Genomic DNA, 22,744 nt, shown 5'->3' on the forward strand with positions numbered 1-22,744 from the left:
CGGTTCGCTTGCACTCCTCGTCGTTGTACGAGCGCCACTCGGGGCCGTGGTCGACGGGCTGCTCGTCGACGACCAGGCCACACTCCGGACAGTGTGTCTCCTGGCCGCCCGTGGCCAGGCTGGCGCCACACTCGGGACAGTTCTGCGTCGATGCGTCGAGTCGTGTCTGGACACGCGAAGACATGGAGAATCGCTCCTCTACCCGCCTCGGGAGTCAGAAAACAACCGCGTCACTGCTGGTCAGGCGTCGGGAAGCTTGCCGTCGGGGCGGGGCACCAGCCCCTCGCGAATCTCGATATCGACACGCCGGAGGTGCTTGCACCGATCGGCGGTGTCGGGACAGGTACACGTCTCCTCGAGGACGTCGACCTCGTAGCGACTGTCCGACGCCGAGTGGACCTCGTACACACCGGGCTGTTCCAAGAAGGCGACGTCGATAGACTCGCGCTTGGCCCGCTTGGTCCGTGGCTCGTCTTCGGAGCGGACTGCGAAGGGGTCCTCGGCTGGGTCGGTGATACCGCCATCGTCAACGCGGGCCTGCGCGACACCCCCGTCGGCCACCGCTCGGCGCGGCTCGCCGTCGACGTGCATCCCGAACTGGTCGTCCAGGGCGCCGGCGTCGATCCACTCGGGGATGGGTCGCTCGCCGGTCGCGAAGGCGACCCGCTTGCGGTGCTTGCACTCCTGGTCGGGGTTGTACTGTTGCCAGGGACACTCGCACGTTCCCTGGTAGGTGTCGACGAGATACTCCGAGCCAGAACTGGAGTTGACCAGGAACAGACCGGTGCGTCCCGCACCCGACCGATGGAATTCAGGACTGTCATCACCTCGGTGAGTGCGGCGACGGTGCGTTTGTCCGGGCTAGCCTCCTCGACGTCGATCTGCGTAGTGTGGGTGGTAGCCATGTGTTGCAGGCGGGACGTCCTCGTTGGGACACCCCTCAGCCACCGGGGGTGCAGAAAATCAGCCCGGAATCTGCTCACCTGATTCGGCTTCTTCTCGACGAAGCTCCCGCGCTCGCATCCGCAAGTTCGATTGCACTGGTGTGCGGTTCCGGTGCTGGTTCTCGTAGGCGAGATACTGCTGGACGGTCTCGACAGAGTGCATACAGCGAATCCCGGCTATGATCGGCTGGAGGTGGTCGCCGTCCAACAGCCGCTCGGGCGGGAGTTCGTCGAGGATCGCGTCGCGATCGTCGCTCATCGCCGCCCCTCCGGGCGCTCTTGCATGTGCTTGCGAGCTAAGGAGAGTCCTCGTCGAGTGTCTTGCAGGACCCGATCAACTTCCCAGCCCGCCGAAGCACCCAGCCCTGGTCCGTCGACCGAAGGAGCAGCGCCGCCGTCGTGTCGGGAACGTGCCAGCCGATCATGTTCCGCGTCCGGGCTTGGAACTCCCACTGGCCTACGGTAGCGTCGATCGCCGCCTGCTTCTTGTCGATCATCGCCTCCGACCGTCGGCCACCGGCGCCGAAGTCGCCCAGCGTTGCGGTCCCCTCCGAGCTCATTCCGGGGCCTCCTGTTGGGGCCAGCTGGCGACCGTTGCTTCGATGGCGTCGACGATCGTCGCGACGCGGGCCTCCAGCGGCGCCGTCTCGTCGAGGTCGACGTCCAGGACCGTCCGCAGTTCCAGTACGTCCGGCAGATCCAGGATCTCCGAGTGCCGGGCGACCGCCCGCAGGACCACGGCTTCGAGGTCGTGGTCGCTAGCGTCTTCGCGAGCGCTCCTCGCGATGGACTCGATGAACGCCGAGTGGTTCTGACACGAGACACCCACACTGCCGGGTCGAGACTGGTTTCGAGACATCCTCTCACCTCCAAGGAGGCACACAAAACCCGGGGAGAGAGCTAGCCTGTCTGTAACGGTAGGAAACCGACGAGCTGTCAACCCCTCTTACAGCCAGTTAGAACTGACATATTCCAGCGTGACATCCTTTTGATCGAGATACTCAGACATTTCGTGGACGATGTCGCCGACTTCGCGTGCAGCGAGCGTCTGGTCTTTCTGGAAGAGAACCCTGGACTCTGAGAGAGGTCCATCTCGGTAAAGAAATCATCATCCTGGGTCAGAATCAGCCGATTTCCGGCCGTCGCGTAACTGGCGATAGCGGTATCAGAACTACCGACACCAAGTTCGGAGACGTCTCGAATCCACTCCACGTCGTGACCGAGCTTCCGGAGATACGTGACCGTCGCACGCTCAATATTCTCGTCGGCCAAAATACGATACGCCATCAGTCCCGGACGTCGTCAGGATCGGTGGTCAGGTGTTCGTGCTCTTCGATCGCTGCCTCTCTGTCGGCTTCTACGACCTGCATCTCTTCTGGGTGATCGTAATAATACGTGAGTGCACGATACACATCTGCGACATCAATATCATGGCGGTCAGCGACAGTTCGGGGACTGAGACCACGGTCTTCGATCTGTGTCTTGATGAACTGAACCGTGATTCGTCGTCCCTCTAGATGTGGCTCGTCATGGAGTTCACGAACGATCTGACGTGCCACTTGACTCATATTATTCTGTACACTCCGTCGGTACTTGAATTGCAGGCTTCAGAATATCAGCTACTGTACCAGGGGGCCACAATCGAGGGAGTTCTCTAACTGGTATTCAACGGCGGGAACCGAACCGACCCTCCGGCCCCGACGGCGTGGCTCACCGGCTCGAAAGGAACCGTGAGACTCCGAAGAATGTACTCCTCGCCATCGTACACGAAATTGAGTGAGGCTGTTCCCTGGGACTCGTACCCGCCGTCGCCGTGCTCGAAGACTGCCGTGAACCCACAGGACCGGAGCGTGGTCTGGCCGTCGCCCTTTGCGAGATCGACATCGTTGTGTGGCACATCTTCGAACCACTGAACAGCCACGTTCCGGGCCGCCTGCCGATCCGCCTCCAGAGCGTTCACCAGACTTTCTTTGACAGTTTCTGGTAACATATTTTCCCACTTCAACAGGAATATAAAATAAAAATATGGATTAAGTTATCGCTTAGAACACTGCGTAATATCTGTCTGCGACCGGTCGACGGCCGTGTCGGACTGCTCTGGGTCCGCCCCTGGACACTGCTCGTAGCCCGCAACTTCGCGGAGCGCTCGCTTGTCTCGCCCAGCATGGACAGCGCAGGGATGCCCGCTGGGCCGGCGACACTGGCTGCCGACGTCGGCGCCACAGGCGGGGCAGTCGACTTCCAGCGCTGGATCTCGCTCCCACTGCTCCCCGCAGGTCGAACACTGGACGGTCACTCTGACCACCGTCCGAGCGTTGACTGCTCGCGAACGCGCTTGACCGGGCAGAGAAACCGCCACTTGAACCGCTCGCGAACGCGCTTGACCGGGCAGAGAAACCGCCACTTGAACCGCTCGCGAATCGGCTTGTCCTCACGGTTGCTCGCTTGCCCTGGCTCCCGATACCCGGTACAGGTCCAGCCTTTGTCTCGGAGGGCCCGAACCATCGCGCCGTCGAAATCGGCTCGCACCCAGGTCAGAAGGAACCTGATACCGCGGTCCTCGTGGTCGCGAACGAAACGCTCCTGGGAGCGGGCCAGCGCTGCCGAGGCGAGGTTGGGCATCCGGACACCGAGACAGATCCGGGCGACCTCAACGATCGTGTCGCCGGCGACGACTTCGCTGTCGACAACGGGCTCGTCCGTCGACGGGAGGACCCGGCGGGCTGTTGGCCGAATGCCTCGTGGCAATGCCTCGACGTCGACGGGTTCGGGACGCAACTGGCCGTCGACGCCGTACCGGATTCGCTTCTTCGAGATCAGCGGATACCGGTACGTAATCGCGCCGACGAGCGACTCCTGGAAATACAGCCCGTGGTGGGCGAGGTTGACCGACGGCAGCGAGTCCATGTATGAGTGGTGGGCCTCGTAGACGGCGGCTGCGGTCTCCCGGTTGATCGGGGCGACGTCGACGTGGTCGGCGAATCGAACCCCAGCGGCACCGTGAACGGGTCGCCGCCCGCATGAATCGGACAGGTACAGCTCGTCGACGGACGATGCTGGAACGACTGCGTGGGTGGGTGAGTAGCCATCCTCTCACCCGCCGGAGGAACAGAAAACCACCCTGTGAGTTACTGTGAGGACTGTTTCGGAGCGACGAGAACCGCGCTGTCTGGCCCCTCCAGCAGCATCCCATCATCGCCCAGGAAGTACAGCGTGTACCGCTCAGGCGTGTACCGGTGGCCGTCGACGAGCGTTGCGAGCGCTCGCGACAGCAACCGCGCCGAGAACAGTGGTCGCCCGGAGGGGAACGTGAGTCGTCCGGATTCCAGTGGCTCCCAGGCGTCGAACCGGAACCCAGCTGGCGGCGTGTATGTTGCCCGGGAGACGGCGACGAGATACTCCTGCCCGTCGACGACCTTGCCGGTGGAACGGCCACGACCCAGGCGGAGCTGGACGAACCCGTCACACTCGTCGGTCACTTCGTCCTGCCAGGAAATCGGGGTCGGGGCGTCGGCGTTGGGCACCGGCGGCCCTTGGACTGCCTGCTCCCGAAGGTGGGTTTTGGCCGCTGCTTCGCTCTCGAACTCCTCGCCGCAAGTACAATGAAATTCCTCGTCCTCGACATAGTAGCCGTCGGTGTCCTCGATTCGGACTGTATCGCCCTCCCGCAATTGGATACGGTCGACGTACCGCCAGGAGTACGCCGCCTCGATCTCGTGGTCGCCGGCGAGCGTGATGAACTCGAAGCCGCCGGAGTAGTCGTGAGCCGTTTCCTCGGTCGGAGTGGAACTGTCTGTCGACATCCTCTCACCCTCTGGAGGAACAGAAAACGGGGCTGGCTGCGTTGTAACCAACACACCCACAGGAACCCGACCCAGTGTTGGTTAAGACCAGCGCCGGAGGTCACTCTGTGCGTCTGTCTGTCCCAGGAACGATAGCCGATCGGAGTCGGGGACACGAACCGCCTCGCCGTCGCGAGTGACGTACTTGTTGAGGTATCGGTAGTCCGCTTCCCGATAACTTCCGTCTTCGTTGGTCGCGGCCTCCGGCGAGACGTACACGATGCTGAACGCGGGCAGGCCGAACGATCGGGTGCGAGAGACCTGAAGGACCATGCCGTCGCCAGGGCTATGGCACTCGAGAAGGTCTCCCCGATGCAGTTCCTCGTCGAGAGGTGGCCGCTCACACTCCGCTCGCGTGAGCTTCTGGCCGTCGTAGCTGGCCTTCCACGGCTTGAGCGGGTCCAGATCCTGATCGGGACAGACCCGTGCCGTCGTGTCGTCGAGCAACTCGACGACGAAGGGGTACTGGCTGCCAAAGTGGTAGTCGTAATCCGGAGACCGTCGGGCTCGCTCGACGTGTGTCTCGACTGCCTCGCTGGCCATCTCTCGGCTCGGGAACAAGCCCTGCCAGGAACAGTGGTGGTCAGCACAGACGGCCAGGAATCCAGTCTCGGTGGATCTGATCGTCTCTCGATCTAGCGGCGTCCCGACGCGAACGTCGGCTGCCCGTTCGATGTGACGCCCTCGTGGACTACACATCTTGGCCTCCCTCGCCGCCGTCGGTCGCGAGGCTCGTCTGCCTCGTGGCAAGGAATCGTTCGGGGACGTCTTCGAACGCTTCCAGGCCTGCCTGCTCGGTGCCGTCGACGTCGACGCTACTGTGGTCTGTTTGCCACGAGGCACGTTTGCGCTCGAAGCCCCCGTCGAAGGCTGAGAGTTCCGATTCTCTGGCGGGCGTGGCGGCTGTGTCAAGGTCCTCAGCCCGGTCGGAGAGCCACGCCATCTGGTCGAACATCCCGTCGAACTCCCGCTCCTGGAAGGGGAACCGGACAGTCGCTTTCGGCGGGAGCGCTCGGTACGTCTCGCGATCGGTCCGAATGGCGGTCGGCCGTCCGTCGAAAATCTCGCGCTCGCAAAGCGCATCGACGTAGTCACTGCCTGCCAGTACGACCAACTCCCGGCAGGGCGACTCCTGTTGATCGGCGGCAAACGGGCGGCGAAGCCAATCGCCCAGAGCCGAGTGGACACGAAGCGCCCACTGATCTGACGGGTTGCGACTCGGTCTCCCGACGGGAGCCGGTAGTGTGGTTCTCCGTCGATCGGTTCGCCCCGCAGGTCCTCGACCGTGGTGTCGTAGGGAGCGACCGTCTGGCGGGGCAGCAACACGCCGTGTTCGGCGGAGAGGACGCCCCAGGCGTTTGCTCGTCGGTCGGCGGTTCGTGCCCACTGGACGGCCGCTTTGGCGTACTTGCGCTTGACCGCAAAATACGAGGACGTGTAGAGGTTGCGAGCGTCGGCTGGATCGTCGGTTTTCGCGTCGCCGCAACCGATGAGTACGAAGCGGCCGCGGGTTCGTTCTGTCTGCGTGGTGGTCATCGTTGACTCCCTCACCCCGTCAGGGAGTCAAAAAACCGCTACTAGAGGCTGTTGGCGGTAAACTAACGTGCGAGATACAGAGGTTCTACGCAGCACGACGGCCCGTCTCTTTCAGAGACGCTCTACTGACTCAACTGCTCAGTGTGCGTATCAATCACAGACCGGTTTTTCGAACACCGGTTCGGGATCGGTTACATGGTTTGGGTCACATACCCGGATAGCACCGTCATCACGAACAAAAACATCCCATTCATTCACGGAGAAATGGAGAAGGTTCGGCGTACCGTCAGGGCCTGTGAGCAACTTGTCTATCGATTCTAAGTCGATCTCGTCGGACAATGGGTCAAGTTCTATCGGGCTGATGCCCTCGGCTGCTGCCACCGCTTCGATAATTGCCAGAGACGGGGGGCGTCCGCGTTCACCCTCAAACCGTGTCCCTACTACGGGTGTGCACTCACAGACACTCTGCTCGGTCATGATAGACAAAACGTGTAGCGGGTGGTATTTGTTTTTTAGGGAGAAAGAATAGCAAGGAGATAGTTGAAGACACGTTTTGGCTATTACGTGGTCGGTTTAAGCGGTCGGTGAGCAGCCTGTACTGACCGATTCAAGCGGCCTCTTTCTGGCAAGGATTTCATGCGAGATACGCGCCCTGTATGCAGCAAGTCCACCGAGACCTGTCACGGACCGATGGTTTCAGAAACCAATGCTAGCTGGCCTCAGTATTCGGCCTTCGGCGTCAGCCCCTCCCGGTATTCGATTCGCTCTCGCTCATGCTGATCGCGATAGGCGAGTGTCTGGCCGTTCTCGTACTCGATGACGATGGCGTCCTCCAGAGCCTCCGCAGTCGCCCGGCTGCCGTCGACAGCCCAAACGGGGTCCATCGGCTCGCTCTCTAGCGGGCTTCGAGCGTCTCCGCTGCTGGGCCAGACGCCCTTGTCCTGCCAGAATCGCTTGATCCACTCCAGGCTCTCGCGAACCGTCTCCCGGATCGAGAGATGGTCAGCCGTGCCGTAGCCGTGGGGCGTAAAATACTCGCCGTGTAACGCCGCGAGATGGATACCATTCCAGTCGACGCCGACGATATCGGCTGGCTCCTCGCCGGTGACACGCGGCTGTGTCAGCGCCTCCATGGCCTCGTACTGTTTCGGGGGACTCGCCCCCAGTAGATGCACTCGCCGGCCCCGCCAGTCGACGATATCTATGTACTCCTGGGCGGTCTGGTCGGAGTAGCCCAGCGGGTACCCGAGTACGATGTCCTCGTCGATCTCGTCGATAGCCTCTCGGCACTTCGGGACGACAATAATCTCCGTCTCCGGAAACTTCCGTGTCAGCTCCCGTGCGGCCTTGTTGTAGCGTCTGGCCTCCTGGCGATCGTACGCATCGCCGAGTATCCCGACCGACGGCTCGTAGGTCTCGAACCGCTCGATGTACCGGTCCAGGTCGGGATTCCGAAAGTCGTTGTCGAGGATCTCGACCGGGATGTCGACGTTCCGGAGCGACGATTGATAGGAGTAGTCCTCGCGAACGCCGACGGCGAATCCCCGCGCGTAGGCGTCGATCACGAAGGGCTCGCGATGGAGGAATCCGACGTAGTCTGCGTGCTGTGCGTCGCCGATGGCCGTCGCTGACCAGGAGTGGATCGCCTCGGAGGACATGGAGTATCGCGCGCCACTATCGGGCGCGCCCAGCTGGCCAGCGCGCCACAAAATCCCACCCTGGTGGTTACTCGTTTTCGACGGCGTCGATGAGATCCGCTGCTGTCGAGGAGATCCGATCCAGGCGGTCCCGCAACGTCTCGGCTGCGTCCCCATCCCAGGCAGCGAGATAGAACGCCGAGTTGTCCGGGTCCAGCCCGAAGTGTCGACTGACGATGTAGGCGACGGCCTCGGCTTCGACCTCACGCTTGTCCCGTTCCGTGTCGTCCTGGACGTCGAAGTGGAGCTTGGCGTGGGCGAACTCGTGGATCAGCACGCTCGCGACTGCTGCTCGGTTGTCCTGATGCTTCACTTCGACCACAGGATTGGTCGTCGTCACGCTTCGGCGCGTGCAGACCCCCTTTGCGGCTCCGTGGTCCCACTCGTCGGACTCGACAAGTTGGGCGTCGACGCCGATTTCGTCGGTCCCAGCCAGAAGGTCTTCGACGAGTCCCTCCGGGTCGCCGTGGGTCTCTGTCTCCAGTTCGGGGAGTGGCTCGCCCTCGGTCTGGGAGATGTCGAAAACGCTAGCTGGCCGGAACCCGACCAGTCCGCGGGACCACTCGTCCGGGTCGGTCTCGTCGTACTCGCAATCCGTGTTCTCGTGGTACGACGGCGAGTTCCCGCACTCGGGACACTTGTTCGTGATGATGGGCGCCCAGATCCAGATGGCCGACTCCCCTTCCTGGACGTAGCGATCGAACTCGTTCTTCCAGGTGTTGTACCCCGCAACGCGGGTCGCGTTGGGACACTGCATCTTGATGAGCAGCGTGTTCCGGGCCGAGTAGTCATGGAACTTCGACTGGACGTCCAGCCAGCGCTGGAACTGCTCGCTGGCCTGGGCCTCGTCGGTGAGGTCAGCGAGGTCCTCGACCCACCCGTTGAGGCGCTCGCGCATGTCGTCGGCACGGCTGTCCGAATCGTCGAAGGTAGTGGTCTGCTGGCTGTGCTCCTGGTCGGGGAGGTTGCTCTGTGTCGTCGACATGGTTCTGTGTCGGATCGCGCTCTCGGGCACGACCCCGCACCTCCCCTGGGGGCAGAAAATCCCGCTGCTGTACTGCTTGAGGGAGCTGGCACAGGCTGTCAGAGAGCAGCGCTGTTTTCAGAGCTACTGGGACGAACCAGCTGATCAGTAGGTGTGCGCATCCACCAGAAGCGACTTGAGCTCTAAGATCCAAGAAAAGATATGGCGTGGTTAGCAGAGGGACTGGTTTCGCTGTTCTTTCTGGTTCTGATCGGCCAGTATACCTATCGGGAAGCCAAGAGGGAAGGTCGGTCGTCGCCTGCACTCCGAGGAGTCTTCTGGATTGCGTTTGGTGTCGTCGGTGTCGTTCGCTACCTCGTCCATATCCAAGAACAAGACCCGAAGAAACTGGGATGGGTCGGGCTTTCGGCGCTGCTCTTTACGCTGTGGGCCATCAGAACCTTCGGGATATGGGGGCTGAGCGGTGGGTTCTATCTCTGGGGAGGGCTGTTCGCCGGGTTCTTTGTCATATACTGGCAGTTTAACCTTGAACAGGATAGAGGGGGCATAGATGACTTATCTTCTCCAAGTACGGCTGTCGAGTAGTACCGCTGTACTGACCTCTGAAGAGATGAAGAAATCAGTAAAGATTCCGTTGTTTTCTTACTCGCTTTCCGCTGATTCCCACCCCTTGTGGAAGTACGCCAGCGCGGTGTTGGACTCGAACAGTTTGCCCGACGGATCGTGACAGATCACTCCGGCCTCTGGAATGAACGAGACCGTCCCCTCGTCGGCTAGCCGCTGAACAATATCGCGGGCTCGTTGCTCGTCGACCTTGAAGGTATCTGGCCGCTGTCGGTCTCGGTCCTGTGCGATTTGTCGGCGCTCGAAGCGTTCGTAGTCTGGTATTGCAGGGTCCATTGTGCTCACGAGGGTTGGCCCTCACCCGCCAGGGGCGCAGAAAATCGGCTTAACCAACAGACGCGACAAACGGGTCTCAGCGTTGGTTAAACACACCACCGCTTCCGGAGAAAACCACCCACTCAGCTACTCTTCGGGCATTTTCGGCGCGATAATGAATTGACAGGCTCCGTCTGCGTCGGGGAACTGCGACTTGACGACCAGCGGCAGTTCGTCTCCGATATGGAGAACACGGTTGGCCCCGCTGGGCAGCCCCTTGCTTACCGATGTGGCCAGATCGGCGTCAAAGGCTGCCTGGACGTCAGCGGGGTCGAATGCCACCAGATCGGTCGCCTCGCGCCGGTAGACCATGCTGTCGGTGTCTCCAACAGCCTCGAACCGGAGTTCGCCGGCGTCGGGGTCGACGGTCAGATCGAAACGATCGTTGGCCTTCTTCGCCGCCCTGAGTGCGAATTTGAAGTCTCCCTGGTCGAAGTGCGCCGTCGCTGGCAACTCCACGGGCGGAATATTCGGTGGGTTGCGGAGCAACTCGACTGGTTCGAGGTCTACAGTTCGGGAAATTCCGTTGATCGTGATCTCCAGCGCTCCACTTGCGGCTTTGAGAGAGAACTGTACGAGGTCGTCCGGCTCCCCGATCGAGAGTGCTTCCCGGACTCGGCTGACAGTCACCCCCAGCGTCCCCGGACCCGCCGTGAACGTCTCGAAAGAGTCTCCGTCGACACTCAGGTCAACCATCAGGTGGTTCATGACGTCGCCCGCTCTGATCGCGAGCGTCGACGTCGACACACCAACTCGAACCTCGTCCGCAACCGCCCCGGCGGCGGTGAAGATCTGGTCGAACACCTGGATCTCGCCGCTGATCCGGAGATGGCGGGGCGCATCCAACGTGAACAGAGATGACGATTCCTGGAAACAAATATGGTGTGAGTTCCCGTGAGATGAGTATATGCATTTCCCACCAACTCTTCGTCTGGTTATGAGGCGCCCGATGGACCCCGTGTAACACACAGTGGGGTATCTCTCTAACTGAGAGACTCCACTGGTTATTTTTGTAAATCGGTCAGACACCGTAATTGATGCCCTCCACGTTGCGACGTACGTTCCTCGGGACAGTCGTATCCGGTGCGGTCGCCGGTATCGCCGGTTGCTCCTCGTCCTGTCCAGACACCGACACACCGGAGCCGTCACACACCGTCGGGACGGCCGACGGGTCGGCGTTCGAAACAATCCCCGATGGCGTGTGGCCGTCACCGAGGTTCGACGCGGCGAATACAGGGTACACTCCAGTGGAGTCTCCGTCACCGACGCCGTCAGTCCAGTGGCGGTCGACTATCTCCGTCAGTTCGGGAGACGAGACTGAGCGGCTGACGAGTGGACCGATCGTCGCCGAGGAGACGGTCATGGTAGCCACCAGAGCAGGGCTGTTCGGCCTGTCGCTCCGTGACGGCACCGAACGATGGCGCCGCGACCTCGTGCCGGCGGCCGTTGAGTCAGCACACGGGTACGGCCAGAACCTGCGTCCCCGATCGTTACGGACGAGACGGTGATTTGTCCGACGGCCGACGGCGTCATCGCCCTCGACATCGCGGACGGGAGCACTCTGTGGCGTGCGGACAACGTGACAGGTGCGGGGACGCCGGCGCGAACCGGTGAGGGGGTAATCTGTCCGACAACGGACGGGCTAACGATGGTAGATACTCGTGACGGCAGTCCACGATGGACGGCCTCAGTCGACGCCAGGGACCCAGCGGTGGCCGACGACACGATCCTTGTCGGCGAGGATCGGACGGTCGCTCTCGACGCTGAAACCGGCCAGCGCCGGTGGACCGTGCCGACGGGCACGAATGAGCACGCCGTCGTCGCGGACAGGACGGTGTATCTCAGCACGGGGAACGATCTAGCCGGTCGAGCGCTGTCGGACGGCTCCGAACAGTGGCGGATCGATCGTGGTCGGTTCTTGGCCCCGCCGGTCGTCACGCCCGAGAGCATCTACGCGGTCGAATCACCGGGCGAGGCCGGCGACGCGACGTTCGCGTTCGACCGGGCGGCCGACGGGAAGCCGACGCCACGGTGGTGCTCGCAGGTCGGTAGCGGTGCCGTGACCGCTGCCGCCGGCGACGGCCTGTTCACGCTCCAGTCAGCCGGGTTGGTCGCGTTCACGAGTGACTTCGGCGACGCCACCTGGCGATACCCGCTGCAGGACGGGCTACAGCCGCCGGCGGTGCTTGACGATGCCTTGGTAACAGTTTCGCCCGAAGGTGTCGTCGCAGCGCTCGGAGGTGACTGACCGTGTGGCGTCCCTCATCACGGAGCGGGGGACCGCTGGCCGTCGTCGGCGCGCTGTGTCTGCTCGGCGCGATGCTCCCGCTCGGGGTCTGGCCTGCCCCCCGGCCGGGGGATTCGTACGTGTTCGACCCGGCGCCGTTCAGCGCGGTCTGGGCACAGCGTGTCGTCGTCCCGGCGTTGACCGTCAGCGCGAACGTGTTCGTCCTTGCCGGGCTGTACGCACTCTACCGACGCGACGGCCCAGCGATGCCGGACTGGCAACGTTGGACCGCCCGGGTGACGCTTCTAGTGGCTCTCGTCTGGCTGTTCGGGACCGCTCTAGTCACGTCAGCTGGCCCGAACGACTTCGTCGGCGGTGTCTACGGTGGGCTGCTGGCTGTGCTCTCTCTGATAGTCATCGTCCCGGGACTCGTCGCCTGGGGCGGGGGCTATCTCCGGAGCGGACAGGTGCGACTCGGCGCCGCCCTTGCCGGCGGCCCGTCGTTGACGGCCCTTTACGTAGGTATTTCGCTGTCCGGCGTCGACTTCGACCCCGCCGGCGGACTTCTGCTTGCCGTACCGACGGCCGCGATGGCGGCCTTGGTCGGATACGACCTGTTGGTCGTGACTGCGTCGCCAATCAGCGGCGGGCACACCGAATCATAGTAGTATCGTAATCAATTTCAGCTTGTCATAGGAACTACGATGTGGTCCCCGCAGATGATTGCTAACGCTGTTGTCCTCCAGTCAGGTGTTACACTACAGTACGGCGCGACTGATCCAGTCGGGATGGTACTCACTGTTCTTCTCGTGCTGGCGATCAATGTCGTGATCTACTCTTTCAAGAAAATTCGAGACCGATATTTAACCGGCGATGAGTGAAGCCAACAACGCCTCGGATCCTGCTCTGGCCTGTTGGTTCGAAATTAGACTGCTCGTTCGTCGCGTTACTGCCCCGCATCATATTGGGCTGGATCGGACTCGTCAGTAACAGAACGTACAAGCAGCATGATGAACAGACGAGTACGAATCAGAACCCATCAAACTCGAGGGTAGCAATACCGACCGTGTAGCGCCCCGGACGGCCGAGTACGACGGTCAGACTCACTCCCGTGAGTCCGATAACTATGTAGCTGTAGGATGGATCTTCGTCAGCATCCACATCCACCGACGCATACAGTTCCCTCCGATCGTCGACAGTATATATACACGACCCCTGGAGGTGGTCAAACCGGTAGCCCTGCTGGGGTCGTCCCTCCGAATATAAATTACTAACATCGATCATCCGTTTGTTGATACCGTATGCCCTCCATCCTTGAGAACCCGCTCGCGCACTACGGCTTCCCAGCCATCAACGCTGTCGTCATCACAGCCATCGCGTTCACGTTTCTGGACGGGGCCATCAGGTGGGCAGCACTCGGCATCGCTGCCCTCGAGGTCATCGTCGTACCGCAGATACTGAAACGCGCTGCGTGAGCACGACTGTCGCTCTGCCCGAAAATGCCTACCATACCAGTCGAAAGACGGGGACCTCCGGCACACGCTCTGCGGCGAGGTGGATCATGAGTCCAGTCAGTCCGAGTGTGATCGCGTACGGGTTCGGTGCGGTCTTCGGTATCCTCGCGGTCGTCTACTTCGCCCGCGATATTCTGCTATCCCTCTCGGTTACGTCCAAACTCGCCCTACTGTACGCGGGTTCGCTGTCACTGTTGTCCGTCGGTGTATTCGGGGACGGAGCCGTCTCACTCGTCGGCTTCACAATCGGTGGCGCCGGATACGCCGTCTCGTCGTTTTACCTCGTGAAGTGGTACAATTGGCAGCGGATCGGCCGGTTCGCGATCTCCGCAATCTCGGCGGTGCTGTTCGTGTGTCTGGGCTGGCTGCTGAGTTCGGGTGTCCTCGCCGGCGGGATCGAACTGGCCGGTACGGCCGGAGTGGTTCTCGTTGGCGCGGCCCTAACACTCGCCGCTGTCGACCGTAACGAAGGCGAGGTGGTACGGTACGAGGTGACGATCGCCGAGACGATCGAGACACGGACCGATCGGATCGGTACCGTCGAAGTCAGGAACGAGAGCGGGTTGTTCAGACACGCGTTCGAGTTGCCGAGTTTTCGCTGCGTGGTGGGGAACGGAAAGGCGGAACAGACGATCCCTGTCAGAGTGGGTTCGGTCGTCGACTCAGGCGCGTCGGCAACTATCGGTCCCAGCGAGAGCCGGGACGCCCCGATCCGGATCGAGTGGCGAGCGGTCGAAAAGCGACTCGAAGAGGCCGAACTCCCATCTCGCGATTCATACGAGGCATCCATCGCTGGGGAGGACACACACAGGCTCACCACCGAAGCTGGAGAGACGATCACCGTGGAGCTCTGTTGAGTGCGATCTTCCACTAACAGCGAACCCACCGCCAGGTCGCCGAACCAGACACCCTACAGCGGAAGCGGATTCGCGACCACGGTACCCGCCGTCGCGATTATCGACGGTTTGGCCAGCGGTTGGCTAAGCATCGCTTGTCGTCGGTAAACCACAATGAATCAGGATTTTGGTCTGAGATATCACCCAATCACAGGTCCGGGGTCCAGTTCTGACCGTCCTTCGGGCCGGCGACCGTGGCACCGGCCGAGCACGCTTTCGGAAACAGCAGCTTTCTCAGTGCCTTCTCGACCATGCGGTCGAGCATTGTAGAGTCACCAGTGTACCTTAGCTCGATCAGCGAGTAACTCACCGCACAGGGTCGACCTGTGATCTTGCGGACAGTATGTCAAACTTTTATTTTACGAGGTGTCAAACTGTCGACCACGCTGAGATGGTGATTGACGATATCTTTGGACTTATTCTGGATGTGATACTAGAATTTGTCCCCAATATAGTATGGAAGCTTCTGTTTTTATTGCTCGGTATCACAACGATGGCAATCGGTACGACCATGCTTGATGAATCACCGCAAACAGGCGGAGGGTTGATACTCGTTGGCGCGCTTCTGCTGATAGGTTCGCTAGTTTGGTTGCTCCGAGACTGAACGGTAGTTCGACTGTGCTGCGCGATTCGGCCTAATCGGCTCCGTAGTTTTTCTCGTGCAAGATCCGCGCTCTCTATTCAGCATAGAGTTCACGTTCCAGGGTCTTCCAGAGAAAGGAACTGCAGGGCTTTGTGAACGAACACGGGGCTCTGGCTACGCCCGAGGTGGTGGAGGTTTACGGACTACGGCGTAAAGAAGCCGAACAGCGTCTACAGAATCTGTCCGATGTTTCGTCGTTTGAGGGCAGCACCAGAGACTTCTGGTTTTGATCACAATTTCTGCGAGAAGCACGGCCAGTTTTCTGGAGAGAGTTGCCACCGTGAATACGGGAGTCAACGGGGCAAATCGAATACATAGAGACGGAGTCGATGGGCCGTTCCCACAGAGTTGATTTCAGCACCGCTGGGTTGAACCAGCTGTTCAGTGGGTATGCCTCCCTACCACCATATTCAATCAGTTTCACGGTGAAATCAACAAGCCTGTGGTTTCAGTTTTTAAGGGCGCTTGGCTAAAAACGGCGAAACAAGATAACAGACCGTCAGGACCTCCGCGTGGCGGCAACCGCTATGAGCAAAAGCGTGGTGACAGTCAGTTCAAGTCCGAAGCCGGGACCGGACCCGCCGGTCGTCGTGTCTACGAGGTCACTTTTTTCTTGCACGTCAGGGTCGTTCGGGGCGTAATCTTCGGAGTCAATCACGCCGTCCCCGTCGCTGTCTTGGATGGTGTCTTCCTCCGTACCTCCGTTCGTATCACTTACAGTGACCGTATCGGTCGTGGTTGGAGAATGGGTCGCGGTCGGCGTCGGGGTTTCGGTAGGCGTGGGTGATGGAGTTGGGGTCGGCGCCGATCCATCGGAAGCAGGATACCACCGGTGTTCGTTGTTCTGGCTGATCGTGAAACTCCATTTGTACTCACTCTGGAATCCACCGTTTTCGAACATACGGAGACAGATGGGACCGTCTTCTTCCGCATATATCTTGAATGACGCATTCTCCGTCGGCTCCGAACGCTTGTAATAATCGGCGTCAGTACGGTACTCTTCCATGTTTTCTAATTCGGCAGCCGACGTGTCTGGACTGAGGTCAAACGTGAGCCGCCGTTCCGCGTCGCCAATGTTCTCATGGAAGATAGTCACGGCGAAATAATCGCCTTTCTCAGCCTGAAGCGACAACGCGTCGGTATCTCCGGGTGAGTTGATCGCGCCGCCGACGGCTGTCGCGTTCGCGTCGTATTTGTCCTCAAGTTCCTCGATACTATACGGCGTGTAATCACAGTTATCAGCGATCTCGTCGTCAGTCGCCTGTACGACTGCGGGCGTGGCCGCGACCAGAACCAATATTGAAATGACAACAAAGGCCTTGTTCATTCAGTCCGACTATTTAACACTGGATAATAAAATATTCCGAAAGGCTCAGCTTTTTCCACAGTTCGTACTGTTCTATGTCCACTTCGATACAGTCGTGTTCATTCAATAGGACTCTTTTATACTTGAGATGCTACTTTCTTCCTCTGTAGTGAACGTTCGAGGAATATGGTGGAGGAGAGTAATATACGGGTTACTTACCTTGCACGCCGTCCACACTGAGAGATTGACCAGCGGTATCAGGTACAAGCTTACTCGGCACAACCCGTGTGAGAATTACCATGCCCGACAGTTCGACGAGTGTTTGGGTTACGACGATGGCTGGCGCAAGCGAATAACCTGATGGCAGTGCGAGTGCCAGGGGAAGGACGACAAGCGAATTCCGTGTCACCGATGTGAATACCAGCGAGCGGCTTTCTCCAACTCCCATTCCGAGGAGTCCAGCCGCGAGCCGTCCAAGGAGCGGCATGATGACCAGAAAGGCGACGTATATCGGGACGACAGCAGCGATCTTCCTGATTGAATCTTGTACCCGAGGGAGCTGTGAGGCGATGATCACGAACAGTGTTACGCCCATCATCGGTACCGAGAGCCACCCCATCACGTCTTGCCACGTTTCGCCACGGGGAGAACGCTCTGCGAAGTATTCCGTCGCCCACGCGAGTGAGAGGGGATGGCAATAATCACGATGAACGCCTCGATGAATGGGCCAGCTTCGATGAATTCGGCGACTTGCTGACCCATGAACAGCCAGAGATACAGCGGGAGCAACACGAGCTGAATCAGCATGAGAGCGGGTGTCGCGGCCGTAATCTGTTCGGAGTCGCCCCCACCGAGTTCTGTGAACGTGATAACGTAGTCGATACACGGCGTCAGCAACACCATGAACGCGCCGACAAGAATTGCCGGCTCTTGTGGCAGGAACCGTGTGAGACCAAACACGACCACCGGAACGACGACGAAGTTCATTCCGAGAGCTGCCCCCATGAATCGCCCGTTCCGGAACGCTCGGCGGATGCGAATGAACGGGATCTCTAAGAACGTCACATACAACAAGACTGCCAGAACAGGATTTATCAGCGGTTCTAGGACCGCGCTCGCACCCGGTATCCCGAGACCGATACCGATAGCGAACAGGACGGAAACGGCATACAGTGCGACCTGATTGTGCTGAATCCACCGTTTCGAGAGCCCACTCATAGCCGTACTACTGTACCCCGGCGGCTAAGTCAGGAGAACCAATCATAGGGATGTCCAGCCTCGTGTGGCGGTGCGCACATGCATTTTTGACTGTGTATCATGCGAGGTGTCTGCGTCTGAAAAGTGAGCGGATTGTTATCGTAGAAACCAAACCGCGGCACTTGTGTAACGCATTAATCGTTACTCTGGACGGTCAGCTGTTAGCCTGTACCGACCGTCAGTTTGCTTGGTCGAGTATGCTGGGAGAAGCACGACCAGTTTCTAAGGAAGGGGCTACTGCCTTTGAGTAGCGTAAAAGGCAGGATTGCAATTCGAGGCTCTGTTGAACTCCTATTGCCTTGTTTAATCACAAGACAACGGCCGGATAGGGCTACTCAGACACATTTTCACAGCGTCAGCGGCACAATTTCGGGACCAGACGATGCAGTAGCTGTCACTACTGGTGCTTGGTGAATGATCAGAACTATGGCATTTTGTTCCCACGGTCAAGTGACGACGGCGATACCTCTCCTGGATATGTCCGGAGAAGGGGAGCAGGCGGCGAGCCTAACTCGCCGCCTGCGTTAGGTTATGCACGATGCACTTGCGTGTGAGCTCCCGGAACTGGCCGTGCCAGCTCCGGGAGCGGAGCTTCTCGCCGTCGTCTTTCTTCAACTGCGAGAACCCGGTTTCACTCATCCAGCGCTGGTTGTAGTCCTCGTTCATTCGTGCATTGTGAGCTTTCTGTAGCGGTGTCTGCTCTCGGTGCTTGATCAACGGCCGCGTTGAGTTGGAGCGACACTCCTCACGGAGGTCGCTCCAAGAGTAGTTGGCGTCAGCAGACAACACACGCAGGTCTTCCGCGTTCCGGCGGAAGACCTGCATCCCAATATGGCCGTCCCACGCCTTCTGCGTCGTGTAATGAGTATCCTTGATTGCAGCGTGTTCACGTCAATCAGAATCGTCGTCTTCATCTTCTGGAATGAGAAGTCTGCGCGGTCGCGGTAGTGGTAGCTCGTCTGATCGCGTTGGAAGCCACTTGCATCAATCGCTGCTTCACCGCTCCAGCCCGCCTGCTCCGCCGAAGTGCGGAGCAGGCGGCGGAGCTCACGCATCCGATACTCATCCTCCCACCGACAAATCGAGCTGTAGTGTGGAGCCTCCTCAAGGCCGAATACAGCTAAAATACCGGACATCTCGTTGAGATAGTCTTCAGTTTCTCGTAGACTCTTTTCCAGTTCGACACGGAACAGAATCAACGCTATCTGTGTCCACTCGGCGTACCCGTCCGCGCCTTCCGGCGCGGCGGGTACGTCAGGATCGTCTACGTGTTCTTTGGCAAGTTCTCGACACATCCACGCTAGCCGTCTGAGCGATACCATATCGCCAGACGGCGTCCATTTCCGGGTTAGCTTAACGGAATATTCCCGTCTGAGCGTCTGAGGCTGCCGCCATTAGCAGGCAAAACAAGGCAACTCCTATTGAATCCACACCTTTCCCGCTGAAACAGCCGGTAGGTAGGTAGGTAGGTGTGCCAAGTCATCGAAGCGAGCTGGCAAGCTATGCTAACAGTTGGCACAAACACTAATTGCCTGAGGTTAGAACTACACTTACAACCCTTTCGCTATGAGTTCATTTGCGTTGGAGGACGTGAAGGTCCTTCACGTCGACGACGAACCCGATTTCACGGATCTGGTTAAGGACATTCTCGAAAGTGAAGATTCGGCGCTATCGATCTGCACTGCTACAAGCGTAGACGACGCATTATCAATTCTCCAAGTCGAGGACCTCGACTGTATCGTGAGTGACTACGACATGCCGGGAAAGAATGGGCTTGATTTTTTAGAACTGGTTCGAGACGAGTATCCGAGCCTTCCGTTTATCCTGTTTACCGGGCGCGGTTCAGAACAAATCGCAAGCGAGGCGATCTCTGCCGGGGTCACCGAGTATCTCCAGAAAGAGACCGGGACAGACCAGTACAAGATCCTCACGAATCGAATTCGAAACTCGGTCCAGAGTGTGCGCGCCGAAGCGGCCTTTGAGCGAACTGAAGAGCGCTATCACAATTTGGTGGATACTGCTCCGATACCGATCGTTCTCTTCGACGAAGAGGGACGAGCCGTCTACTCGAATGAGGCTGCGGTGGAATTCTTTGATGCCGATTCACACGCTGAAGTCGAAGGAAAATCCTTTGTCGAGTTTCTGCATCCCGAAGATAGGGACGTTTCACGCGAACGCTTTGAGCAGCTCATGACGGAGGATCAACCGATGCCAGAAATTGAATATCGTATACAGACGATGAACGGCGAAATTAAAACCGCGACAGTTGCGACCGCTCCCGGAATCTACCATGGAGAGCCCGTCGCGCAGGCGATGGTATATCAGTAAGTTAGTCGACTGTCCTGATAGAGTTGTCTCGCCGGTGTCTACCGACGTGTCGCTGGTGACTGTAGGCCCTGTACTGACCGTCAGTTTGCTTGGTCGGTAGAGCATTCGGCGAGAAGCACGAACAATTTTTTGGAGAGAGCTGCCATCCCTAACCAGTGTGAGACGCACAAACTAACTCAATCAGACCAAGAGATTTAGAAAAGATAGAGATTGGTGGCGTCCACAACATAAACAGAGGCAACTGTAGATGCCGTTCATCGCGCGTTTGGGATCGCGGGGCGGGGAACTAGTCTCTCCCGGCCAGGTTGATGCTGAGAACAAACTCTACTGCCCGGAGTGTGGAGGTGAGATGGGTATCAGGGATGGCGACGGAAAGAAACGGCACTTCTGGCACACCGAGAAGCTTGGTGGTGCGGACGGACACGAGTGTGATGGTGTTGGCCGGGAGACCGCTGAATCTGAGATCCACAGTCGGGTGAAAGCGTATGCTGTCGAGGCTCTCGCAGACCGGTTCGTTAGCCTAGATACAAAACGAAACGGGGAGGAGATACCGGTTGAGGTTGCAGAGACCAGCAGCAAGAGCGACTACCGCAGGGCCGATGCGATGGCCGAGTTCGAAGCGGAAAACCGGTTGTTTGGGCGCGGGCTGGCCGTAGAGATTCAGCACAGACATGAGGAAAAGAACATTCCTCGGGTGAGCGCGGACTTTATCGAGGCTGGATACACTGTCCTCTGGATCGATACAGCAGATGTCGAAACACAGCGGGAGTTTCCTGATATCGACCTAGCGCTCCAGTCCGAACAATTCGTATCTTATACGCCGTACAACTGGTCTGAAATCGAGGTGCTTAATGACTTTGCGGCCGAGGAGTGGTTTCAGCTCGAAGAAGACTGGCAGCTAGAGGATCCGTTCCCGAACTGCACACACGAGTTTCAACAACAGGGCTCGATTGCGATGTGTGCTCTGTGTGAAACCAAATATCGGTGGCATGACCCTTCAAAACGCCCGGCGTTCGAGGAGACATGTGGCTTCGAGTTTGATACACGTGTGAACGGTGAGAGACCGGACTTTCCCGACAGCCCTGAACCACATATCCACCATTGGTTCTCTATCGAACAAAACCCTGATTCTGCGGACCCTAGGTACAAAACCTCTGTCCAACGGAAGAGATGCGGGAAATGTCGGGCCTCAAAGGTTATAGATTCGGATGGAAATTCAATCATTGATCATACCGAGAAAGATATCTACGAAATCAAGACGGGACTGATGAGGCGTCAAGAACACTGTGATCACAACTGGCACCGGTACGAGGAACGATGCACACTTTGTGACCTACCGAGGTCAGATATAGATAAGGATTTCAGCGGAGGTTGGTTCTAATCCCCTTCTTAGAGTCTTCTAAAGAGAAAACACAGAATCAGGCGCCTGTTCAAAACTAACAGAGAGTGGCTCTGTTGAAATCCTATTCTTCAGACGGACTCTCGTCTGAAACAGCTGGCCGATGAGAACTGCTCAAGAGCAATACAGTGAGGAGCCGAAAAAGTGCTCGCGGTCGAGTTGATGCTGGATACAGCCGGTCTCAAGTGACTGCGCTTGCTCATTTCCGACCACCCTCCACATCCGTCTCTGTCTCGGTTTTCGCATCGCTCTCGCTCTCCTTACCAGCATCCACCGAACCACTCTCGCTATCTCGTTCCGTCCACTCAACTATCACCTCATCATCACCAGGTAACTCAGCGCCATCCGGCACCGACACAAACACATCTAAGTACCGAACTGACTCTGCAACATCCTCTGGCGGCTCCCCGACTTCCTCAACGAGCTCCCCGAACTTCACCCTCGACGCTTCCTGCACCGTATCTAACACATTCTGATGACGCTCCGCTCGCTCTTCCTGTTCCTTGCGCTCCTGTCGCTCCCGCTCTTTCTGCTCGTCCGTCTTCCCTATCTCCTCTAAATGCGTATTCGCCGCCCCCAGCTCGTCCTCGATACCCTCGACAGCAGACACAATCTTGTCCTCATTGCTATCGCGAATAATCTGATTCATATTCTCCACAACGTCGAAGTACTCGATCTCCTCGTGTTCCTCGTACTCCGTTCCAAACGGGCTCTCAAACTCAGTATCGACGTGCAAGATACCCTCGGAATCGCGCTCTTCTAGCTTCGACTCAATCCCGTGCATGTTAGTGGTGAAGGGTTTGTCGTCATCGAGCGGGAACCCGAGTTCGTACGACTCCCCGGGCTGGAGTATCGACGTGCGGAACTCCTGAGGGTCGTCGTCGGTGTCGGCGAAATCGAGCGTGGCATGTAAGTCGTGTGCCGCAGCATTCCCCGTGTTCGTGATTTCAACCACGAGACTAGTCGGGAACATGCTGGTAATACCGCCGCGTACTACGGGCTGGTTCGACATCTCCCGTGTGTCCGCCATTTCGTCAGTTTGTTGCTTGGTAAAGTACGTGTACGCCACCGTGACCACCACGAGCGCGGCTGAAAGGGCTATTTGCGCGGTCGAAGTAGGGTTTGTGAGGATGTACGACCAGACTTCGCCGAGCTGAAGCACGACGGAAAGAACCATTTCTCTCGGAGTTCAGTCGCGCGTATATTTTTCTTTGTGGTGAACACTCACAAA

Annotated in this window: 27 protein-coding genes and 4 pseudogenes; 8 read left to right on the forward strand and 23 right to left on the reverse strand. The window is 58.8% G+C overall.

What is annotated here, in order from left to right; translation table 11 throughout:
- Positions 1-240: 240 nt before the first annotated feature.
- From P0204_RS21230 to P0204_RS20410, 16 genes and pseudogenes are all read right to left on the reverse strand, one after another.
- Positions 241-591 (reverse strand): hypothetical protein, encoded by a 351-nt coding sequence (locus tag P0204_RS21230; protein WP_419181167.1) that lies wholly within the window; start codon positions 589-591, stop codon positions 241-243.
- A gap of 372 nt (positions 592-963) precedes the next feature.
- The gene (locus P0204_RS20350) at positions 964-1,203 is read right to left on the reverse strand and encodes a DUF8129 domain-containing protein (RefSeq protein WP_276224572.1); all 240 of its coding nucleotides are present in this window, start codon (positions 1,201-1,203) and stop codon (positions 964-966) included.
- Positions 1,204-1,240: 37 nt separating this feature from the next.
- Positions 1,241-1,504 (reverse strand): hypothetical protein, encoded by a 264-nt coding sequence (locus tag P0204_RS20355; RefSeq protein WP_276224596.1) that lies wholly within the window; start codon positions 1,502-1,504, stop codon positions 1,241-1,243.
- Positions 1,501-1,803 carry a hypothetical protein gene (locus P0204_RS20360; RefSeq protein ID WP_276224574.1) on the reverse strand — a complete coding sequence of 101 codons (303 nt, stop codon included), beginning with the start codon at positions 1,801-1,803 and terminating at the stop codon, positions 1,501-1,503. Before P0204_RS20360 ends, P0204_RS20355 begins: the two co-directional genes overlap by 4 nt.
- Before the next feature lie 77 nt (positions 1,804-1,880).
- Positions 1,881-2,231: a DUF5615 family PIN-like protein gene (locus tag P0204_RS20365; protein WP_276224598.1), complete on the reverse strand. Its 351-nt coding sequence runs from the start codon at positions 2,229-2,231 to the stop codon at positions 1,881-1,883.
- The gene (locus P0204_RS20370; protein ID WP_276224079.1) at positions 2,231-2,512 is read right to left on the reverse strand and encodes a DUF433 domain-containing protein; all 282 of its coding nucleotides are present in this window, start codon (positions 2,510-2,512) and stop codon (positions 2,231-2,233) included. Before P0204_RS20370 ends, P0204_RS20365 begins: the two co-directional genes overlap by 1 nt.
- Before the next feature lie 86 nt (positions 2,513-2,598).
- On the reverse strand, positions 2,599-2,934 hold the full coding sequence (locus P0204_RS20375; protein ID WP_276224576.1) for a hypothetical protein: 336 nt from the start codon (positions 2,932-2,934) through the stop codon (positions 2,599-2,601).
- 45 nt (positions 2,935-2,979) lie between these two features.
- Positions 2,980-3,348 (reverse strand): zinc finger domain-containing protein, encoded by a 369-nt coding sequence (locus tag P0204_RS21235; RefSeq protein WP_419181166.1) that lies wholly within the window; start codon positions 3,346-3,348, stop codon positions 2,980-2,982.
- Positions 3,237-4,033: pseudogene (locus P0204_RS20380) on the reverse strand (hypothetical protein). The gene P0204_RS21235 and the pseudogene P0204_RS20380 overlap by 112 nt, the downstream one beginning before the upstream one ends.
- A 39-nt stretch (positions 4,034-4,072) precedes the next feature.
- The gene (locus tag P0204_RS20385) at positions 4,073-4,747 is read right to left on the reverse strand and encodes a hypothetical protein (protein ID WP_276224578.1); all 675 of its coding nucleotides are present in this window, start codon (positions 4,745-4,747) and stop codon (positions 4,073-4,075) included.
- 81 nt (positions 4,748-4,828) lie between these two features.
- A complete protein-coding gene (locus tag P0204_RS20390; RefSeq protein WP_276224579.1) occupies positions 4,829-5,485 on the reverse strand; it encodes a hypothetical protein in 657 nt (218 codons plus the stop codon).
- The gene (locus P0204_RS20395; protein ID WP_276224600.1) at positions 5,478-5,900 is read right to left on the reverse strand and encodes a hypothetical protein; all 423 of its coding nucleotides are present in this window, start codon (positions 5,898-5,900) and stop codon (positions 5,478-5,480) included. Before P0204_RS20395 ends, P0204_RS20390 begins: the two co-directional genes overlap by 8 nt.
- Before the next feature lie 215 nt (positions 5,901-6,115).
- A pseudogene (locus tag P0204_RS21025) lies at positions 6,116-6,322 on the reverse strand (DUF6884 domain-containing protein); the annotation flags it as partial.
- A gap of 150 nt (positions 6,323-6,472) precedes the next feature.
- Positions 6,473-6,799, reverse strand: coding sequence for a HalOD1 output domain-containing protein (locus tag P0204_RS20400; RefSeq protein ID WP_276224581.1), 327 nt, complete (start codon positions 6,797-6,799; stop codon positions 6,473-6,475).
- A 242-nt stretch (positions 6,800-7,041) separates the two neighbouring features.
- Positions 7,042-7,980: a DUF6610 family protein gene (locus P0204_RS20405; RefSeq protein WP_276224582.1), complete on the reverse strand. Its 939-nt coding sequence runs from the start codon at positions 7,978-7,980 to the stop codon at positions 7,042-7,044.
- 67 nt (positions 7,981-8,047) lie between these two features.
- Positions 8,048-9,004, reverse strand: coding sequence for an ArdC-like ssDNA-binding domain-containing protein (locus P0204_RS20410; protein WP_276224583.1), 957 nt, complete (start codon positions 9,002-9,004; stop codon positions 8,048-8,050).
- 201 nt (positions 9,005-9,205) lie between these two features.
- On the opposite strand from P0204_RS20410, the gene P0204_RS20415 reads away from it, so the two are divergent.
- Positions 9,206-9,589, forward strand: a complete 384-nt coding sequence (locus tag P0204_RS20415; protein WP_276224584.1) for a hypothetical protein — start codon at positions 9,206-9,208, stop codon at positions 9,587-9,589.
- A gap of 57 nt (positions 9,590-9,646) precedes the next feature.
- On the opposite strand, the gene P0204_RS20420 is transcribed toward P0204_RS20415, so the two are convergent.
- The 3 genes from P0204_RS20420 to P0204_RS20430 form a co-directional block, all read right to left on the reverse strand.
- Positions 9,647-9,904 (reverse strand): DUF8069 family protein, encoded by a 258-nt coding sequence (locus P0204_RS20420; protein ID WP_276224586.1) that lies wholly within the window; start codon positions 9,902-9,904, stop codon positions 9,647-9,649.
- Between the two features lie 126 nt (positions 9,905-10,030).
- Entirely contained in the window at positions 10,031-10,789 is a 759-nt protein-coding gene (locus P0204_RS20425) for a beta clamp domain-containing protein (protein ID WP_276224587.1), read from the reverse strand.
- Between the two features lie 175 nt (positions 10,790-10,964).
- A complete protein-coding gene (locus tag P0204_RS20430; RefSeq protein WP_276224602.1) occupies positions 10,965-11,306 on the reverse strand; it encodes a hypothetical protein in 342 nt (113 codons plus the stop codon).
- Here P0204_RS20430 and P0204_RS20435 point away from each other — a divergent pair.
- From P0204_RS20435 to P0204_RS20455, 5 genes are all read left to right on the forward strand, one after another.
- Entirely contained in the window at positions 11,305-11,451 is a 147-nt protein-coding gene (locus tag P0204_RS20435) for a hypothetical protein (RefSeq protein WP_276224604.1), read from the forward strand. The two genes, P0204_RS20430 and P0204_RS20435, sit on opposite strands and share 2 nt — an antisense overlap.
- A complete protein-coding gene (locus tag P0204_RS20440) occupies positions 11,448-12,191 on the forward strand; it encodes an outer membrane protein assembly factor BamB family protein (protein ID WP_276224605.1) in 744 nt (247 codons plus the stop codon). The genes P0204_RS20435 and P0204_RS20440 overlap by 4 nt, the downstream gene beginning before the upstream one ends.
- 2 nt (positions 12,192-12,193) lie before the next feature.
- A complete protein-coding gene (locus P0204_RS20445; RefSeq protein ID WP_276224607.1) occupies positions 12,194-12,835 on the forward strand; it encodes a hypothetical protein in 642 nt (213 codons plus the stop codon).
- Positions 12,836-13,471: 636 nt separating this feature from the next.
- The gene (locus tag P0204_RS20450; protein WP_276224589.1) at positions 13,472-13,645 is read left to right on the forward strand and encodes a hypothetical protein; all 174 of its coding nucleotides are present in this window, start codon (positions 13,472-13,474) and stop codon (positions 13,643-13,645) included.
- 86 nt (positions 13,646-13,731) lie between these two features.
- Complete coding sequence (locus tag P0204_RS20455; protein ID WP_276224590.1) at positions 13,732-14,541, forward strand: hypothetical protein; 810 nt, start codon at positions 13,732-13,734, stop codon at positions 14,539-14,541.
- A gap of 1,181 nt (positions 14,542-15,722) precedes the next feature.
- Here P0204_RS20455 and P0204_RS20460 read toward each other — a convergent pair.
- The 3 genes and pseudogenes from P0204_RS20460 to P0204_RS20470 all read right to left on the reverse strand — a co-directional run bounded on the left by P0204_RS20460 (position 15,723) and on the right by P0204_RS20470 (position 19,108).
- Positions 15,723-16,550, reverse strand: coding sequence for a hypothetical protein (locus P0204_RS20460; protein ID WP_276224591.1), 828 nt, complete (start codon positions 16,548-16,550; stop codon positions 15,723-15,725).
- 190 nt (positions 16,551-16,740) lie between these two features.
- A pseudogene (locus P0204_RS20465) lies at positions 16,741-17,747 on the reverse strand (arsenic resistance protein).
- Between the two features lie 546 nt (positions 17,748-18,293).
- Positions 18,294-19,108 (reverse strand): annotated as a pseudogene (locus P0204_RS20470) (IS5 family transposase).
- 244 nt (positions 19,109-19,352) lie between these two features.
- Between P0204_RS20470 and P0204_RS20475 the strand changes: the two are divergent.
- Both P0204_RS20475 and P0204_RS20480 read left to right on the forward strand, forming a co-directional pair.
- The gene (locus tag P0204_RS20475; protein ID WP_276224593.1) at positions 19,353-20,114 is read left to right on the forward strand and encodes a response regulator; all 762 of its coding nucleotides are present in this window, start codon (positions 19,353-19,355) and stop codon (positions 20,112-20,114) included.
- 247 nt (positions 20,115-20,361) lie between these two features.
- Positions 20,362-21,495: a competence protein CoiA family protein gene (locus P0204_RS20480; protein ID WP_276224609.1), complete on the forward strand. Its 1,134-nt coding sequence runs from the start codon at positions 20,362-20,364 to the stop codon at positions 21,493-21,495.
- Positions 21,496-21,712: 217 nt separating this feature from the next.
- Here P0204_RS20480 and P0204_RS20485 read toward each other — a convergent pair whose 3' ends face one another.
- Entirely contained in the window at positions 21,713-22,690 is a 978-nt protein-coding gene (locus P0204_RS20485) for a hypothetical protein (RefSeq protein WP_276224611.1), read from the reverse strand.
- Positions 22,691-22,744 lie beyond the last annotated feature (54 nt).

This window comes from Haloarcula halophila, from assembly GCF_029278565.1.
In the GTDB taxonomy this organism is placed as follows: domain Archaea; phylum Halobacteriota; class Halobacteria; order Halobacteriales; family Haloarculaceae; genus Haloarcula; species Haloarcula halophila.

What these genes read in the sequence shown, in the direction of transcription:
- P0204_RS20410 (WP_276224583.1), bottom strand. Translation starts at nt 9,004, where the DNA reads ATGTCGACGACACAGAGCAACCTCCCCGACCAGGAGCACAGCCAGCAG.
- P0204_RS20370 (WP_276224079.1), bottom strand. Translation starts at nt 2,512, where the DNA reads ATGAGTCAAGTGGCACGTCAGATCGTTCGTGAACTCCATGACGAGCCA.
- P0204_RS20475 (WP_276224593.1), top strand. Translation starts at nt 19,353, where the DNA reads ATGAGTTCATTTGCGTTGGAGGACGTGAAGGTCCTTCACGTCGACGAC.
- P0204_RS20360 (WP_276224574.1), bottom strand. Translation starts at nt 1,803, where the DNA reads ATGTCTCGAAACCAGTCTCGACCCGGCAGTGTGGGTGTCTCGTGTCAG.
- P0204_RS20455 (WP_276224590.1), top strand. Translation starts at nt 13,732, where the DNA reads ATGAGTCCAGTCAGTCCGAGTGTGATCGCGTACGGGTTCGGTGCGGTC.
- P0204_RS20350 (WP_276224572.1), bottom strand. Translation starts at nt 1,203, where the DNA reads ATGAGCGACGATCGCGACGCGATCCTCGACGAACTCCCGCCCGAGCGG.
- P0204_RS20460 (WP_276224591.1), bottom strand. Translation starts at nt 16,550, where the DNA reads ATGAACAAGGCCTTTGTTGTCATTTCAATATTGGTTCTGGTCGCGGCC.
- P0204_RS20375 (WP_276224576.1), bottom strand. Translation starts at nt 2,934, where the DNA reads ATGTTACCAGAAACTGTCAAAGAAAGTCTGGTGAACGCTCTGGAGGCG.
- P0204_RS20480 (WP_276224609.1), top strand. Translation starts at nt 20,362, where the DNA reads ATGCCGTTCATCGCGCGTTTGGGATCGCGGGGCGGGGAACTAGTCTCT.
- P0204_RS20390 (WP_276224579.1), bottom strand. Translation starts at nt 5,485, where the DNA reads ATGTGTAGTCCACGAGGGCGTCACATCGAACGGGCAGCCGACGTTCGC.
- P0204_RS20435 (WP_276224604.1), top strand. Translation starts at nt 11,305, where the DNA reads ATGGTAGCCACCAGAGCAGGGCTGTTCGGCCTGTCGCTCCGTGACGGC.
- P0204_RS20450 (WP_276224589.1), top strand. Translation starts at nt 13,472, where the DNA reads ATGCCCTCCATCCTTGAGAACCCGCTCGCGCACTACGGCTTCCCAGCC.
- P0204_RS20400 (WP_276224581.1), bottom strand. Translation starts at nt 6,799, where the DNA reads ATGACCGAGCAGAGTGTCTGTGAGTGCACACCCGTAGTAGGGACACGG.
- P0204_RS20485 (WP_276224611.1), bottom strand. Translation starts at nt 22,690, where the DNA reads ATGGTTCTTTCCGTCGTGCTTCAGCTCGGCGAAGTCTGGTCGTACATC.
- P0204_RS20385 (WP_276224578.1), bottom strand. Translation starts at nt 4,747, where the DNA reads ATGTCGACAGACAGTTCCACTCCGACCGAGGAAACGGCTCACGACTAC.
- P0204_RS20430 (WP_276224602.1), bottom strand. Translation starts at nt 11,306, where the DNA reads ATGACCGTCTCCTCGGCGACGATCGGTCCACTCGTCAGCCGCTCAGTC.
- P0204_RS20355 (WP_276224596.1), bottom strand. Translation starts at nt 1,504, where the DNA reads ATGAGCTCGGAGGGGACCGCAACGCTGGGCGACTTCGGCGCCGGTGGC.
- P0204_RS20415 (WP_276224584.1), top strand. Translation starts at nt 9,206, where the DNA reads ATGGCGTGGTTAGCAGAGGGACTGGTTTCGCTGTTCTTTCTGGTTCTG.
- P0204_RS20420 (WP_276224586.1), bottom strand. Translation starts at nt 9,904, where the DNA reads ATGGACCCTGCAATACCAGACTACGAACGCTTCGAGCGCCGACAAATC.
- P0204_RS20365 (WP_276224598.1), bottom strand. Translation starts at nt 2,231, where the DNA reads ATGGCGTATCGTATTTTGGCCGACGAGAATATTGAGCGTGCGACGGTC.
- P0204_RS21230 (WP_419181167.1), bottom strand. Translation starts at nt 591, where the DNA reads ATGCACGTCGACGGCGAGCCGCGCCGAGCGGTGGCCGACGGGGGTGTC.
- P0204_RS20405 (WP_276224582.1), bottom strand. Translation starts at nt 7,980, where the DNA reads ATGTCCTCCGAGGCGATCCACTCCTGGTCAGCGACGGCCATCGGCGAC.